The organism is Listeria sp. ILCC792 (assembly GCF_900186135.1).
Classification (GTDB): Bacteria; Bacillota; Bacilli; order Lactobacillales; family Listeriaceae; genus Listeria; species Listeria goaensis.
In genome coordinates this window covers 73,494-87,317 of sequence record NZ_FYBO01000006.1, presented here as the reverse complement: position 1 = coordinate 87,317, position 13,824 = coordinate 73,494, and the positions used below count along the sequence as shown (strand labels likewise).

General features: G+C 40.4%; 19 protein-coding genes. 3 read left to right on the top strand and 16 right to left on the bottom strand.

Features of this window, described 5'->3' with window-relative positions; translation table 11 throughout:
* Positions 1–21: 21 nt before the first annotated feature.
* The 11 genes from CFS60_RS08190 to CFS60_RS08140 form a co-directional block, all read right to left on the bottom strand.
* Complete coding sequence (locus tag CFS60_RS08190) at positions 22–1,164, bottom strand: cell wall metabolism sensor histidine kinase WalK (RefSeq protein WP_240310311.1); 1,143 nt, start codon at positions 1,162–1,164, stop codon at positions 22–24.
* Positions 1,148–1,840, bottom strand: a complete 693-nt coding sequence (locus CFS60_RS08185; RefSeq protein WP_088810319.1) for a response regulator transcription factor — start codon at positions 1,838–1,840, stop codon at positions 1,148–1,150. The genes CFS60_RS08190 and CFS60_RS08185 overlap by 17 nt, the downstream gene beginning before the upstream one ends.
* Positions 1,841–1,918: 78 nt before the next feature.
* The gene (locus CFS60_RS08180) at positions 1,919–2,797 is read right to left on the bottom strand and encodes a cation diffusion facilitator family transporter (RefSeq protein ID WP_088839071.1); all 879 of its coding nucleotides are present in this window, start codon (positions 2,795–2,797) and stop codon (positions 1,919–1,921) included.
* Positions 2,798–2,918: 121 nt separating this feature from the next.
* Positions 2,919–3,227, bottom strand: coding sequence for a thioredoxin family protein (locus CFS60_RS08175; protein ID WP_088825364.1), 309 nt, complete (start codon positions 3,225–3,227; stop codon positions 2,919–2,921).
* A gap of 46 nt (positions 3,228–3,273) precedes the next feature.
* On the bottom strand, positions 3,274–3,654 hold the full coding sequence (gene gcvH / locus CFS60_RS08170; protein ID WP_088839070.1) for a glycine cleavage system protein GcvH: 381 nt from the start codon (positions 3,652–3,654) through the stop codon (positions 3,274–3,276).
* 36 nt (positions 3,655–3,690) lie between these two features.
* Positions 3,691–4,044 carry an arsenate reductase family protein gene (locus CFS60_RS08165; protein WP_088810388.1) on the bottom strand — a complete coding sequence of 118 codons (354 nt, stop codon included), beginning with the start codon at positions 4,042–4,044 and terminating at the stop codon, positions 3,691–3,693.
* A 136-nt stretch (positions 4,045–4,180) separates the two neighbouring features.
* A complete protein-coding gene (locus CFS60_RS08160) occupies positions 4,181–4,579 on the bottom strand; it encodes a GFA family protein (RefSeq protein WP_088839069.1) in 399 nt (132 codons plus the stop codon).
* Positions 4,580–4,638: 59 nt separating this feature from the next.
* Positions 4,639–5,811 (bottom strand): rod shape-determining protein RodA, encoded by a 1,173-nt coding sequence (gene rodA, locus CFS60_RS08155; RefSeq protein ID WP_088810310.1) that lies wholly within the window; start codon positions 5,809–5,811, stop codon positions 4,639–4,641.
* A 160-nt stretch (positions 5,812–5,971) separates the two neighbouring features.
* Positions 5,972–6,760 (bottom strand): ABC transporter ATP-binding protein, encoded by a 789-nt coding sequence (locus CFS60_RS08150; protein ID WP_088825362.1) that lies wholly within the window; start codon positions 6,758–6,760, stop codon positions 5,972–5,974.
* The gene (locus tag CFS60_RS08145) at positions 6,757–7,761 is read right to left on the bottom strand and encodes an iron ABC transporter permease (RefSeq protein WP_088825361.1); all 1,005 of its coding nucleotides are present in this window, start codon (positions 7,759–7,761) and stop codon (positions 6,757–6,759) included. Before CFS60_RS08145 ends, CFS60_RS08150 begins: the two co-directional genes overlap by 4 nt.
* The gene (locus CFS60_RS08140; RefSeq protein ID WP_088839068.1) at positions 7,758–8,726 is read right to left on the bottom strand and encodes an ABC transporter substrate-binding protein; all 969 of its coding nucleotides are present in this window, start codon (positions 8,724–8,726) and stop codon (positions 7,758–7,760) included. The genes CFS60_RS08145 and CFS60_RS08140 overlap by 4 nt, the downstream gene beginning before the upstream one ends.
* A 101-nt stretch (positions 8,727–8,827) precedes the next feature.
* On the opposite strand from CFS60_RS08140, the gene CFS60_RS08135 reads away from it, so the two are divergent.
* The 3 genes from CFS60_RS08135 (at position 8,828) to CFS60_RS08125 (ending at position 9,916) form a co-directional block, all read left to right on the top strand.
* Positions 8,828–9,139 carry an SdpI family protein gene (locus CFS60_RS08135; protein ID WP_088810303.1) on the top strand — a complete coding sequence of 104 codons (312 nt, stop codon included), beginning with the start codon at positions 8,828–8,830 and terminating at the stop codon, positions 9,137–9,139.
* Between the two features lie 69 nt (positions 9,140–9,208).
* Entirely contained in the window at positions 9,209–9,688 is a 480-nt protein-coding gene (locus tag CFS60_RS08130) for a DUF2975 domain-containing protein (protein ID WP_088810301.1), read from the top strand.
* Positions 9,689–9,697: 9 nt separating this feature from the next.
* Positions 9,698–9,916: a helix-turn-helix transcriptional regulator gene (locus CFS60_RS08125; protein WP_088810299.1), complete on the top strand. Its 219-nt coding sequence runs from the start codon at positions 9,698–9,700 to the stop codon at positions 9,914–9,916.
* A gap of 84 nt (positions 9,917–10,000) precedes the next feature.
* Here the strand turns inward: CFS60_RS08125 and CFS60_RS08120 are convergent, their stop codons facing one another.
* The 5 genes from CFS60_RS08120 to CFS60_RS08100 all read right to left on the bottom strand — a co-directional run bounded on the left by CFS60_RS08120 (position 10,001) and on the right by CFS60_RS08100 (position 13,821).
* Positions 10,001–11,077, bottom strand: a complete 1,077-nt coding sequence (locus tag CFS60_RS08120) for a glycosyltransferase (protein ID WP_088810297.1) — start codon at positions 11,075–11,077, stop codon at positions 10,001–10,003.
* Between the two features lie 131 nt (positions 11,078–11,208).
* Positions 11,209–11,718, bottom strand: a complete 510-nt coding sequence (locus CFS60_RS08115) for a DapH/DapD/GlmU-related protein (protein WP_088815621.1) — start codon at positions 11,716–11,718, stop codon at positions 11,209–11,211.
* Positions 11,718–12,452 (bottom strand): WecB/TagA/CpsF family glycosyltransferase, encoded by a 735-nt coding sequence (locus CFS60_RS08110; protein WP_088810294.1) that lies wholly within the window; start codon positions 12,450–12,452, stop codon positions 11,718–11,720. The genes CFS60_RS08115 and CFS60_RS08110 overlap by 1 nt, the downstream gene beginning before the upstream one ends.
* Positions 12,453–12,475: 23 nt before the next feature.
* Positions 12,476–13,129 (bottom strand): sugar transferase, encoded by a 654-nt coding sequence (locus CFS60_RS08105; RefSeq protein ID WP_088810292.1) that lies wholly within the window; start codon positions 13,127–13,129, stop codon positions 12,476–12,478.
* Between the two features lie 14 nt (positions 13,130–13,143).
* A complete protein-coding gene (locus CFS60_RS08100) occupies positions 13,144–13,821 on the bottom strand; it encodes a CpsD/CapB family tyrosine-protein kinase (protein ID WP_088810290.1) in 678 nt (225 codons plus the stop codon).
* Positions 13,822–13,824: the final 3 nt, after the last annotated feature.

Here is a 13,824-nt window from a genome sequence, read left to right as displayed (position 1 = left end):
TATGAGCTTGAAATTGCTCGTTTAAATTAATGGTAATTTCACGGTAAATGTTGTCTTATGATGTTTACTTGTCGCCATCACAAGGCCGCCGTGGCGTTCCACGATTGATTTTGCAATCGCAAGGCCAAGACCCGTGCCTGTCGTCGTACGATTTTTATCGACTTTATAAAAGCGGTCGAACAAATGTGGCAAATCAAGCGCGGGAATTTCCTCACCGTAATTAATGACATCAATCACCGCAAAGTCTTCTTCTTTTCGGGCAACTAAATCGATATGTTGATTGCCTTCCCCGTATCTAAGGGCATTTGAAAACAAGTTTTCAAAGAGGCGCATAATCTGATTGCCGTCACCGCTCACAACTAAATTGTCCGCCTCATAAGTTTCAATGATTTCCATGCCCTTATCACGTGCAAGTCCATCAAATTCTGCGACAAGTTGGCGGAGCAGCTCGACCATATCTAACCGATCATTTTCCAACGTATATTCAGCACTTTCTAAGCGTGTATAAGAAAATAAATCATCGATAAGCTTATGCAAGTGCTTTGCTTTATCATAAACGAGCTCGGTATAGTATTTGAGTTCGACTTCATCACGGTAACGATCATCGTGAATATAACTTAAATAGCCTAAAATTGAAGTGAGTGGCGTCCTCAAATCATGTGATACATTCGTGATCAAATCGTTTTTCGCTTGCTGCGCTTCTTGCTCCTGTTTCATTAAATTTTCTTGACGTGAGCGCATTTTCTCAATGTTCATTTCCAACTCGCGAATTTCTGGAACAAGACTCTTCGTATCAACTGGACGGTCAAGCCCGAGCGCATAGTTAATTGTGCGCAGTTGCTTCTTTAATTTCCGTTGACGCATTAACCGGTAAAAAATATAGAAAATAAGTAACGCCATGATGAGCGTAATGATATATTTCGCCAACAGCACCACCGGCGACTCCACCACATTGTTATACTTTCCTCGTCCAAATAAATCCATAAATGAATCGCTTAAACCACGAAGCACCACCGACTCATCGCGAATCGACTGCACCCACAAAAAAATCGTCTGGAGCGCAACGCCCGCTAGAAGCCATGAAATTATCGCAAAAAAAGCAACTTGCCAAGGACCCATTACATGCGCGAGCCGCTCAATCATTTGTTTAAATTTCAATTTTATACCCTACTCCCCAAATCGTTTTAATCACGTTCTCCCCGTCTAGCGCTTCCCGCAATTTATCGCGTAAGTTACTAATATGCACCATGACCGTTTTACTCGCGCCAAATGCCTGCTCCTGCCAAATTTTTTCAAAGATATATTCTGAACTAAAAACCCGGCCTGGTTCACTCGCAAGTAAATGTAAAATATCAAACTCCGACGTCGTCAAATGAAGTTCCTTTTGGTTAACCGTCACAATATGCTGATCCCGATTAATTTCAATTGGACCAATGACTAAATTATTCGTTTCGTCCGCTGCAACCGACTGCATATTTTGAATCCGCCTTAAAATCGCCTTCACGCGCACAGAAAGTTCGAGCGGATTAAACGGTTTAATCATATAATCATCCGCACCTGTTAAAAGTCCCATAATTTTATCGTTGTCCTCCGCTTTCGCACTCAACATTAAAATTGGCGTTAAAATCCCCTCACTGCGCATCATGCGACAAACTTCTAAGCCGTCCATTTCCGGCATCATAATATCTAAAATAATCAGTGAAAAATCAATTTTATTCACCAAACTCCAAACCTCAGCCCCGTCATAAGCCTGATGGATATCATACCCTTCATTTTGCAGGTAAAGCTTGACCAAGTCGACAATTTCCTTATCATCATCTGCAATTAAAATAGATGTCATCGTCCCTTACCTCTTCTCATTTTTATTACCCTCATTGTACCATCACAACGAAAAAAAAAGAAATCAGTTGAGATTTCTTTAATAAATATTAAACATTTGTCGCTCTTCCTCCGGTTCCAAATGAATCAACACCTGTGCCTTCGAATAAAACTCACCAATTTCCCGTTCAATCTTGTCACAAAGCGCATGAGCCTCCGTCACCGTCATCTCACTCGACACAACAAGATGAAAATCAATGTACTCCTCCGCACCCGCTCTTCGTGAACGAAAATCATGAAACTCAATAAAATCCTCTTTGTGAGCTAAAATAATACGTTTGATTTCTTCTTCCTCTTTTTTATTCAAACGTTGATCCATAAGTGGTGGAAACGATTCTTTGAGCAACTTCCAAGCCTCATACATAATGTAAATTGCGGTTATAATCGCAATCGTTGGATCGAGCCAAGTCCAGCCAGTCAAATAAACGAGTAGCAGACTTCCTGCAATACCAAGCGATGTAAAAACGTCCGTATAAAGATGTAGCGCGTTTGATTTCATTGCTACAGAATTCGCCTTATCAGCCGCGCGTTTAATCACCCGAGAAATAATCATATTTACCGCTGCACCGAAAAGCATTACAGCAATTCCGAGCGCAGGAAGACGAATTTCATGCGGATTCGTAAATTTATTAATCGATTCTATAATAATCCAAATCCCCGCAACAAAAATTAGCAGCGTTTCAATTGTACCCGCAATATTTTCCGCTTTGCCGTGCCCATACGGATGGTCATCATCAGCAGGTCTCCCCGCAATCCGAATTGAGAAAAATGTAATGACAGAAGCAAAAAGATCCATCGATGAATGGACCGCCTCCGAAATAACAGCCACCGATCCCGTCAAAAAACCAACGATTAATTTTAAAACAACAATAATAAAATTACTTATAACGGATAAAATTGTTAAATTATTGTGACTCATCTTATCTGCCCCCAAACACTCACTTATCAAACACCTGAATAAGTGTATCATATCGAAGTTAAATGGGTCTACAGCAACCTTTTTAGTGTTAACCAGTTCTATATCAGAGATGAAACTTTTTTTACTCTAGGAAACTTTCTAAAAAGTTAAAAACTGGGACAACACTATGCAAAGTATACGTTTTATCCACAAATTCACCACGTTCAATCCGCACTAAAACCGGTACCGCTTCAATTTCAAAGCATGGCGCATATTCTTTCGAAAGATTTAAATCTAACGCATACGTTTCGATACCCGCACTTTTTTCCGCAAGCTCAATCATCTGCCCAGCAAGCCCGCAAGAACCACATAAAGGCGTATAAAAATAAAAAAAGCCACTTTTCTTTTCCTCCAAAAAGCGCGCCAAGTCGTTCTTATCAAACTGAATCATATTTACCTCCTAAAAAGCCAACCTCATACAAGGTTGGCTCGAAAATTTAATCCTCAATCACTTTTTCATAATCTTCGCTTGATAATAGCGCATCAATTTGTTCAGCAGATACATTTTTCACTTTCAAAATCCAACCTTTTTCATATGTATCACTGTTTAAAAGTTCTGGTTCATCTTCTAAGCCTTCGTTAACCTCTACAACTTCCCCCGTTACCGGTGCATAAAAATCAGAAACCGTTTTAACAGACTCAACACTTCCAATAGAGTCACCTTGCTCTATTTTATCGCCAACTTCTGGCAATTCAACAAAAACAATATCGCCCAATTGGTCTTGCGCAAAGTCTGTAATGCCAATGATATACGTATCACCGTCTTGTTTCACCCATTCATGTTCTTCCGTATACAATAAATCTTTTGGTAAACTCATTTTAAAAACTCCTCCTTTTAATAAAACAGCGCAATTTTATTTCCAAGCAGCTTCAAATTCTTCTTCTTTAAAGCCGAGTGTTACCTTATTCCCGTCCGTCGTAAGCGGACGCTTAATTAATTTTCCATCAGAAGCAAGCAATTTGAACGCTTCCTCTTCAGACATCTCATCTAACTTATCTTTCAAACCGAGTTCACGGTATTTGATTCCACTTGTATTAAAGAAACGGCGAAGCGGCAAACCACTTTTTTCAAACAGTGCTTTTAATTCATTCGCTGTCGGCGGATTTTCGATTAAATCAATTTGGTTAACCTCCACCTTGTTTTCCTCAATCCAAGCCTTTGCTTTTCTGCATGTCGAACACTTCGGGTACCAATAAAAATCTATCACAATCGCTACTCCCTTCCCACCTAAATCTACTTCTATCATAGTCCATTTTCCCCAAAAGCACAAATAAAAAAGCAAGTCCAACACAACTTTTGGCTAAAAGCAGCGCAAAAAAGAAAGCGCATACAGAGAAATCCCCTTAACTTTTTAGTACCTCTTCTTCCGTCCACTTTTTCGTGTCCTCGCTAAAGCTATAATAATCCGGCTTACAGTCAATATAAATCTCACTTACAAGCCTAAAGTCCTCCAAAACAAAAAGTTCCGAGTTCATAAAATACTCGCCTGATTTCACATTATGCCAAAACAAAGTCGAACCGCACGTCTTGCAAAACCCACGTTCACCAAGTTCCGACGAAGAAAAGCGCGTCATATTTTCCTCCCCCGAAAAAATCACGTCCAAACCACCACTAATGCTCAAAAACGGTCCAGCTGTCCATTTCCGACACATTTCGCAATGACACGCATGAATGTCATGATCCTTAGAATTCACTGACACATTCACAGCCCCACAAAGACATCTCCCATCTAATTCCCCCATCAAAACCGCTCCTTTTTACTATTATATTTAAGAAAAAAGCTGAATCTAAATGATTCAGCTTAATTTACCATCTTACTTTCGATTTCAAACATCGATTTTTGATAGTTAAAACGAATGGATAAAATGAGGCCTATCGCCATCATATTTCCGAGTAGTGCACTTCCTCCGTAACTTATAAATGGTAACGGAATCCCTGTAATAGGCAGTAAACCGATATTCATTCCAACATTTTCAAGAACGTGGAACATAATCATCATGACAACACCCGTACAAATATAAGAATAGTAAGGAACATTAATATCAAGTGCCACCCGAATAATTTGATAAATGAGCAGGAAATATAGCGCAAGTAAAATGCTGGCGCCTACAAAACCATAGTCACCACCGATAATCGTAAAAATAAAATCATTATGGTTTTCTGGAATCGCAATCGCATCATATCCCGCGCCGTTCCCGGTAATCTGCCCAGAACCAATGGCCGTCATCGCACGCAGCACTTGATAACCGCCACCTTGCGGATCAGTTTCTGGATTAATCCATGTTGTAATACGATCAAATTGGTATGGCTTAAAGCCAATCTTAACGAGCCAATTTTGATGATAAATAACCATCCAAATCGCAGCTGTTCCAAGCGCGATAATCCCACCATACAGTGGTACGATAATCTTCCAACTAATCCCCGAAACGAGAATCATTCCTGCAATAATCGCAATAAAAACAAGTGTCGTCCCTAAATCCGGTTGCATCATAATAAGCACTAGCGGGACCGCTGCAAAAAGTCCTATCTTCACAATCAACCAAAAATCATACTTAATCGTATGTACCTTAAACTTGTTGTTATGATCCATAATAACCTTCGCTAAAACGATAATAATAATAACTTTAACAACTTCCGACGGCTGTAAGCTTCCCAAAAATGGAATGATAATCCAACTTTTCGCACCTTTTACTTCTTTACCAAAAACAAGCACAAACACAAGCAGGAAAATACCAAGCGCATAATAATAATACGCCCATTTTGTCAGCCTATCATAATCAAGTTGCATCATCACAACAATCGCAAATGTTGTCACCGCGTACCAAACGATTTGCTTCATCACAAAGTTCGTATCATACTGCTCATTCGTAATCTGCGCACTATAAATCGATATTAAACTAATTAAGCAGAGCAACATTAAAGTTAAAATAATACCGTAGTCAATTCGCCCTGCCATTTTATTTTGCTGGTTCATTCTTTACGCTCCTAACTGGTTGGTTAACAAAACAATCCCTTACTTTGCCCCCAAACACTCCCGTAAAACCCAATTTATATATTATAACATAAAATTTCTCTCTTCATTATATCAAGTTTTTAACAGATAGGAAGCTTTTTCACGAAATTCTAATCTAAAATTATGATGAGAAACGCGTAGACGAAACCGGCCGAATCGATAGTTTATCACCAACTTCTGAAACATCTGCTTTTATGTGAAAAATTTCTTCCAAAAGTGCCGTCGTAAACACCTCATGAGGCGTACCAGTTTTAGCAATCGCACCATCTGTACAAGCAAAAATTTGATCACTATAAAGTGCAGCTTGATTCAAATCATGCAAAACAAGCACTATCGTCATTCCGTACTCGCGATTTAATTTCGTAAGCAAATCTAAAAGTTCCAATTGATGCGCGATATCAAGATATGTCGTCGGCTCATCTAACAATAAAATTGGCGTCTTTTGCGCCAAAGCCATACCAAGCCACGCTCGCTGCCGCTCGCCGCCTGACAACGTGTGAAGCGGCCGATAAGCGAGGTGCTCCAAATTGCATACCTGAAGCGCCCAACGAATTACCGTTTCATCTTCCGTAGTAAGCCCAGTACTCAGCCATGCTTTATGCGGCATCCGCCCGTAGGCAATTAAATCGTGCACCACCACATCTAAAAGGCCGTCTGGTGCCTGCGAAAGCATCGTCATTTCCTTCGCCAATTTTTTCGCGCTAATCGCCGCCAAATCAGTTCCATCAAGCATAACACAGCCGCTTTTAGGTTCGAGAAGGCGCATCATTAGTCGAAGGATAGTCGATTTTCCCGACCCATTCGGTCCAACAAGCGTCGTTATTTTTCCTTCTTCAATTTGCAGCGACAAATCGCGAATCGCAAAATCCTTTTTTCTCGAAAAAGAAAGGTTTTCAATGTCTATTTTCATGAAGTGACACGCCCTCTCTGTAATAGAATGAGGAAGAACGGCGCGCCAATCATCGCAAGTAAAATCCCCACTGGGAGCTCAATCGAGCCAAACCAGCTTCGCGCCGCCGTATCCGCAAAGCCCACCAAAACGGCACCGCCTAGCGCCGACATCGGCAGTAAATATTTATAATCATTCCCAATAATCAATCTAAAAATGTGTGGGACAACTAGGCCGACAAAGCCAATTAGGCCCGCCACACTGACTGCCACGCCGCTCAAAAATGCCGCCAACATGATAATGAAGAAACGATGCTTTTCAACCGCATAGCCTAACAATTTCGCCGCGTCGTCGCCGAGCATGAGCACATTGGACGAGCGGATGGCAAAAATGCTAAGGATAAATCCGACCACCATGTAGGGAAATATCATCTCCAAGTGATACCAACTTTTCCCCGAAATTGTGCCCGTCATCCATGAAATCACACTCTGCACACGATTCGAGTAAAGCACCATAATGCCAGAGGTCATCGCCGTAATAAACGCGTTAATCGCCACACCCGATAGAATCACGCGCAGCGGTGAAACCCCTTTATCCCAAGCCACGATGTAGATTAAAAGGGCTGTTCCAAATGCGCCTAAAAATGCACCAAGCGGGACGAAACCTGATAAGGTAGGGAAAACGATTGTCAAGATGATGGCAACAAGGCCTCCGCCCGCCGATACACCGATAACGCCTGGATCAGCAAGCGGATTTCGCATAACGCCTTGAAGTAGGCAGCCTGAAATCGCAAGCGCCGCCCCAACTAAAAAGGCAATTAGCATTCGTGGCAAGCGTAAATTCCATACGAGCTGGTTGGAAAGCGTGTCGCCGTCACCCGTTAAAACATGCCAAACTTGCGAATACGAAAGACCCACCGAACCAGTCGTCAAACCGTAAAAGAAAACCACAATTAGAAGGACTAGAACAACAGCAAGCGAAATCAAACGGCGTCTTCGTCTAGGATCATGCGCCGCACTCATTTCGCCACCTGATTTAATTTCTGAGTCATATAATCAAGCGCCTCGTCAATTCGGACACCCGGATTCGTTCCAAACAAATCAGCCGGGAGCACCATGACATGGCCGTTTTTTACCGCCGTAGTCGAATTCCAAGCGTCATTTTGTTCCATTTCTTTTCGAAAAGCCGCTTCCGTTTCTTTTTCATCCCCACCGTGAATCATTAAGAAAATCACTTCCGGATCTTCTGCAACAATTTTTTCAATATTAAGTGCCGCGTACTGTGGAAAATTCTCCACGCCCTTTAAGTTTTCGGCAACATTAATTCCACCAGCAATTCGCAAAGTATCTCCGCTAAGCGATGTCGGCAAAGCCGCATAATTGCTTCCCGGTGCCCCTAAAATCATAAGCGCCCGGACACTCTTCCCCGCTTGCGCCGTTTGAATTGCCTCTTCCTTCTCGGTTAGCATCTGATTCAATTCCTTCGCTTTCGCCTCCGCAGAAAGCAATTTCCCCAGCACTTCCGTTTGCGTTTTAATTTCATCAACCGAATTCGCGCCCGTCAAAATAACCTTCGCCCCAATTGCTTCAAGCGCTGGTACATCCTTCAAATTTTGCTCCGAACTTGCCACAATCACATCAGGCGCAAGCGCCGCAATTTTTTCCAAATTTAAATCATGTGTATTCCCAACTTCCGTAGCGTTTTTCGCTTCGTCCGGTTCCACACCACTCGCATCTTGCGTTTGCCGCCCAACCACTTTCCCGCCAAGCGCATAAACAATGTTCATATCTGAATTTGTGAGCGTAATAATTCGCTTCGGTAATGTATCAAACGTGACAGTCCGCCCCGCCATATCATGTATCGTTAAAACTGCTTTTTCCGCTTTCGCCTCGCTAGGAGTCTCTTTTTCCGCCGACTCAGGAGCCCCCGAACAAGCAGAAAGAAATAAAATCGCGATAAAAACCAGTCCAAAATATGCCTTTTTCATAGTTTCCTCCCCGTGTTTTCTGGTATATTTATTGTACTAGAAAATCCCTTTTAATTCAAAGGTTAATTGAGAATCATTTTCATTAAGAACGGAGCGATCACATGTTAGACTTTGTAGTCCCCTTGCTACTCATCGGTTTAGGCGCCTATTTTTATTTTTTCACCCCAACCAATCAAAACCAAGCCCTCAGCTACCGGACAAAAGCGAGTTTAAAATCACCAGAAGCCTTCAAACGAGCGCATCGCTACTTAGGCAAGCTTTGGCTAATACTCGGTACCGCCACATTTTTCCTTTACGTTGCACTAAGTTTTGTCCCCATCCAATTTTTCATACGCAGTAGCTTGTTTTTCGTCATCCTTTTAATTTTATTATGCCTATCCATTTTATTAACCGAACGTAAAATAAAACAATAATTTTTTGTTGAAAAACAACAAATTTTATTTTATACTAAAACTAATCCTAAAAGTAGTGAGGTATTTAGTATGAAAAGAGAAACTTTACTTTTAAAGCTCGTCATTATTGTTCTCTGTATTCCAGTATTGGCGCTTGCATTTGTCGGTCTGCCTCGCCTGATTATCGGGGCACTTCAGACCTTTCCAAACAATCAAATTTTTGTTTATATGGCTTTCATCAGCATTTATTTGAGTGCCATTCCATTTTTCATTGCCGTAGTTCAAGCATTCAAACTGCTACTTTTAATTGATAAAAACAAGGCTTTTTCAACCCTTGCAGTTAAAAATCTAACTAAAATCAAGTTTTCTGCTTTCCTAATTAGTGGCCTATATTTACTCACCTTACCACTATTCTACATGGCAGCCAACATCACAGATGCGCCCGGAATTATTTTCATCGGAATCGTGGTCATTTTCGCCGCATTTATTATCGCCATTTTTTCGGCTGTTCTTGAGAAGCTACTACAAAACGCGATTTCCATCAAATCTGAAAATGATTTAACGATATGAGGTGATTTTATGGCCATTATTATAAATGTAGATGTTATGCTCGCCAAACGAAAAATGTCCGTTACAGAACTATCCGAAAAAGTCGGCATTACAATGGCAAATTTATCCATTCTAAAAAACGGCAAAGCAAAAGCCGTCCGCTTCTCAACCTTAGAAGCTATATGTAAAGCACTCGACTGCCAACCCGGCGACATTTTAGAGTATCAAAAAGACGACGAAACACTTTAGCAGGTAACTGTAGCAAATTATGAACTTACACGAAATAAAAAATCAGGCGGATAGCAAAGATTACCTTTGTCATCCGCCTGACCGTTAATTCGCTAGGATTGGCAACAATTTCACCATTTCCTCTTGAACCAGTTGTTGATCATATGCTGTCGCAGAATGAAAGGCATTGCGCTTCAATACCTGTTTTTCTGCTTCACTGATTGAACTAAATTGCACCAATTTTTCAGCAATCGAACTAGCACTACCAACCTCCGTGAAATAACCGTTTTCTCCCTCAATCAAATACCCTTGAATTCCCGCAATACGACTACCAATCACCGGAACTCCACACGCCATCGCTTCGATGCCAACAAGTCCCAAGCTCTCCCCTTTTCTCCGACTAGGAAATACAAAAACATCCATTTCGTTATAAAGTGCGGCCAAGTCCTCTTGCGGCAGTAAAGTATAGCAACGCACATCATCTTGAAGCCCGAGCTCCTGAATAAGCGCTTCTTTTTGCTCGTTTTCCTTACCATTCCCCACCATAATAAGCCGCACAGGCCGATTCGATACGCGCTTAAATTGCGCAAAACCTCGAAGAGCATCGTCCCATCCTTTATCAATATCAATACGTCCCACGTAGCCAACACAACAAACGTCCGCGTCCTTATCTATTTTTTGAGGTGCAAAAAGCGTGCGATTCACTCCACCAGACGGCGAAATCAAAATATCACTAGATACAATTTTGTATCGTTTTATAACCACTTGTTTGAAATAATCAGACGGCACAACAACATGATTCGCCTGTTTTAATAACCTTGCCACCCATGATTGCAACCGTTCTTGAATCCGGGTTTCCGGAAACACATCACTACCATGAACATTCACAGTAAGATTAATTTTACGGTTTAAAGCTTTCGCACATAAAATGGGGATCGCACTATGAGAAGCGTAATGCAAGTAAACTACATCATATTTTTTAAACAATAAAGTAAAGAAAATACGGAAGTAAAAAACAATATAATTCCAAAGCTTTTTCCACTTGTTTAACTCTTTATTCATTGTAACCGTATCAATTTCACTTGATGCATTTTCAAGTATATGCACATGATTTTTCACAAAAATGCCGTATGACGGGTATTCTTTAGATGGAAACATGTTGGCGATAACAAGTATTTTCATGTCTAATTTCCTTTTCAAAATATTTTTGCAACAACTTAGTAATCTTTTTTATTTTAAATTTTAGAAAACTGCACACTAACAAGAAGGCACATCGATTTTTCGAATCACTTTCAATGTGCCTCACTCCCTTTTTATCTCTCTTCACGAATCACTCTCGCCGGAACTCCGCCAATAATACTATATGGTGGATATTTCTTCGCCGGAACCACTGCCCCAGCGGCTACAACACAACCATTCGGAATTTCTGCACCCGCTAAAATCGTGACACGAGTGCCAATCCAAACATCATTGCCGATAGAAACAGATTTTTTTTCTGTTCCACTATCTAGAATTTTCTGCGTCCCGTCAATACAATGCGTTTCCGTTAAAATGACTACTTCAGGTGCCATTAAAACATCATCACCAATATAAACTGGTGCCGCAGCAATGATCCGCGAGTTATCACCAATTGATGAACGCGTTCCAATATGAATATTTTTCGTATATCTTAATTTTAAATTTGGTCGTAAGTTACTATTTTCTGCACAACTTCCAAATAGCGATTTAGCAACTTTGTTCTTAAGCTTGCGCAATAAGCGTCCAGCTGCAAGTCGATTAGGCATCGGAAGGCAGTTAAGTATTGAAAATACAATTGCAAGCATTACTTATGCCGCCTTTCTTTCAGCACTTTCTTCATGAAGCTTAAATTTCCCACAAAATAACGCTTAAACATGCGACGCGGTTCCTGAGCAAAACGGTAAAACCATTCCAAGCCAGTTTTCTGCATCCACTCCGGTGCCCGCTTTGTCAAACCCGAAATAACGTCAAAACTTCCTCCCACGCCCATAACAAAAGGAGCCTTCATCGTATCAATATGCTCCCGGATCCAAAATTCTTTTTTTGGACTTGAAAAAGCAACAAATACAATATCTGCTTGTGATTTTTGAATATCAAGCGCAATTTGTTCCGACTCAGCATCATCAAAATAACCATTTCGGCACCCCGCAATTTGTAGTGCTGGAAACTTCTCTTGATGAATCCGCACAACGTTTTGCACCACTTCTTCGGTTGCACCAAAGTAAAAAACTCGGTATCCCTTTTCTGCGCTTTTCTCAACTAATTTTTCAAATAAATCGATACCCGTAACTCTTTCAGGTATATGTTTTCCTAAAAAGTTTGCCGCCCAGACAATTGACTGTCCGTCTGCATTGATAAGCGGCGAATCATTTATAATTTTTGCAAGTTCGCTATTTTCCGCCATTAAATTAATTTTACTGGCATTAATAACAACATGCTGCACTGGTCTTTTTTCGTGGACAATCTCTTCAATTTTATCCAAAGTTTCTTGCATTGTTAGAGCATCCACGTAGCTTCCTAATAAAAACATACGAGTCATAAATTTCTGCTTCTCCTCTTGAATTAATAAGCACTATTCGGCACAAAAATCACGCGTACCGTTTTCAGCAAAATCTTCATATCTAGTGAAAAACTGACATGTTGAATGTAGTGCAAATCTAAATTCACCATTTCAGAAAAGCTAACATCATTACGTCCACTGACCTGCCATAATCCTGTACAACCTGGCGTGATCGCTAAACGTCCTAAATCCCTTTTTGAATACTCCTCAACCTCTCGTTCAAGCGGCGGACGTGGTCCAACTAAAGACATGTCGCCTTTTAAAACATTTACTAATTGTGGTAATTCATCAATGCTTGTTTTACGTAAAAATCTTCCTAATTTAGTGATTCGCGGATCATGTTTCATTTTAAACATCGCGCCTTCAACCTCGTTATGTTCAAGTAACTCGGCTAATTTTTCTTCGGCATTCGGAATCATCGTACGAAATTTATACATCATGAAGCGATTACCATCTTTACCAATACGTTCTTGCTTAAAAAAAACAGGTGCTCTTAAATCGCTTAGTTTAATGAGGATAAATAATAAAATAAAGAGTGGTGTTAACAGAAACAGACCGCAGCTTGCACCAAGAAAATCTATAACTCGCTTGGCAATTGGATAAAATCTCATAGTTGTTTTTGTAGTGGGCTTTGCCACTGTTTTAATTGACTCCATCTCGATTCCTTTCATTAACTATAATAGTAATAATTATTCTTGTTGCTTTTCACATAATTTAAGACCGATCCAATAATTGATACTTGGGTGTTTTTAAGCTGTTGTACCGCCAATTTCGCATGTTCTTTAAGCGTTTTGTCACTACGAAGAACAAGAATTGCGCCATCTACATAAGGGGTTAAAACTAACGCGTCTGATGAAGCTAAAATTGGAGGCGTATCAATAATAATTTGATCGAATTCCTCAGCAAAACTTGCTAATAATTGCCCCATTTTTTTAGAAGCTAGTAATTCATTTGGGTTCGGCGGTATCGTTCCGCTCGTTAAAATCATTAAATTTTCAATTTCAGTTTCATGAAAAACATTCTCTGGCTGGATTTCGTTATCCGTTAACAAGTCCGATAAGCCAATATTAAATCTAATTCCAAACGTTTTATGTCCCGTTGGTTTCCGCATATCTGCATCAATTAAAAGCGTTTTACTTCCTTGCTTCGCATAACAAATTGCTAGGTTAGCAGATATGGTAGATTTTCCACTTTCAGGCTCCGGAGAAGTAACTAAAATCGACTTATATTCTTTATCTACAGATGAAAAATGAATACCCGTACGAAGAGTTTTAAATTGTTCCGTAATCGGCGAATTAGGATTTGTTTCAACAATCAATTTTCTTCTGTTCATTTGATTATTGTGCATCAG

What these genes read in the sequence shown, in the direction of transcription:
- CFS60_RS08185 (WP_088810319.1), bottom strand. Translation starts at nt 1,840, where the DNA reads ATGACATCTATTTTAATTGCAGATGATGATAAGGAAATTGTCGACTTG.
- CFS60_RS08180 (WP_088839071.1), bottom strand. Translation starts at nt 2,797, where the DNA reads ATGAGTCACAATAATTTAACAATTTTATCCGTTATAAGTAATTTTATT.
- CFS60_RS08175 (WP_088825364.1), bottom strand. Translation starts at nt 3,227, where the DNA reads ATGATTCAGTTTGATAAGAACGACTTGGCGCGCTTTTTGGAGGAAAAG.
- gcvH (WP_088839070.1), bottom strand. Translation starts at nt 3,654, where the DNA reads ATGAGTTTACCAAAAGATTTATTGTATACGGAAGAACATGAATGGGTG.
- CFS60_RS08160 (WP_088839069.1), bottom strand. Translation starts at nt 4,579, where the DNA reads ATGGGGGAATTAGATGGGAGATGTCTTTGTGGGGCTGTGAATGTGTCA.
- rodA (WP_088810310.1), bottom strand. Translation starts at nt 5,811, where the DNA reads ATGAACCAGCAAAATAAAATGGCAGGGCGAATTGACTACGGTATTATT.
- CFS60_RS08150 (WP_088825362.1), bottom strand. Translation starts at nt 6,760, where the DNA reads ATGAAAATAGACATTGAAAACCTTTCTTTTTCGAGAAAAAAGGATTTT.
- CFS60_RS08145 (WP_088825361.1), bottom strand. Translation starts at nt 7,761, where the DNA reads ATGAGTGCGGCGCATGATCCTAGACGAAGACGCCGTTTGATTTCGCTT.
- CFS60_RS08140 (WP_088839068.1), bottom strand. Translation starts at nt 8,726, where the DNA reads ATGAAAAAGGCATATTTTGGACTGGTTTTTATCGCGATTTTATTTCTT.
- CFS60_RS08135 (WP_088810303.1), top strand. Translation starts at nt 8,828, where the DNA reads ATGTTAGACTTTGTAGTCCCCTTGCTACTCATCGGTTTAGGCGCCTAT.
- CFS60_RS08130 (WP_088810301.1), top strand. Translation starts at nt 9,209, where the DNA reads ATGAAAAGAGAAACTTTACTTTTAAAGCTCGTCATTATTGTTCTCTGT.
- CFS60_RS08125 (WP_088810299.1), top strand. Translation starts at nt 9,698, where the DNA reads ATGGCCATTATTATAAATGTAGATGTTATGCTCGCCAAACGAAAAATG.
- CFS60_RS08120 (WP_088810297.1), bottom strand. Translation starts at nt 11,077, where the DNA reads ATGAAAATACTTGTTATCGCCAACATGTTTCCATCTAAAGAATACCCG.
- CFS60_RS08115 (WP_088815621.1), bottom strand. Translation starts at nt 11,718, where the DNA reads ATGCTTGCAATTGTATTTTCAATACTTAACTGCCTTCCGATGCCTAAT.
- CFS60_RS08110 (WP_088810294.1), bottom strand. Translation starts at nt 12,452, where the DNA reads ATGACTCGTATGTTTTTATTAGGAAGCTACGTGGATGCTCTAACAATG.
- CFS60_RS08105 (WP_088810292.1), bottom strand. Translation starts at nt 13,129, where the DNA reads ATGGAGTCAATTAAAACAGTGGCAAAGCCCACTACAAAAACAACTATG.
- CFS60_RS08100 (WP_088810290.1), bottom strand. Translation starts at nt 13,821, where the DNA reads ATGCACAATAATCAAATGAACAGAAGAAAATTGATTGTTGAAACAAAT.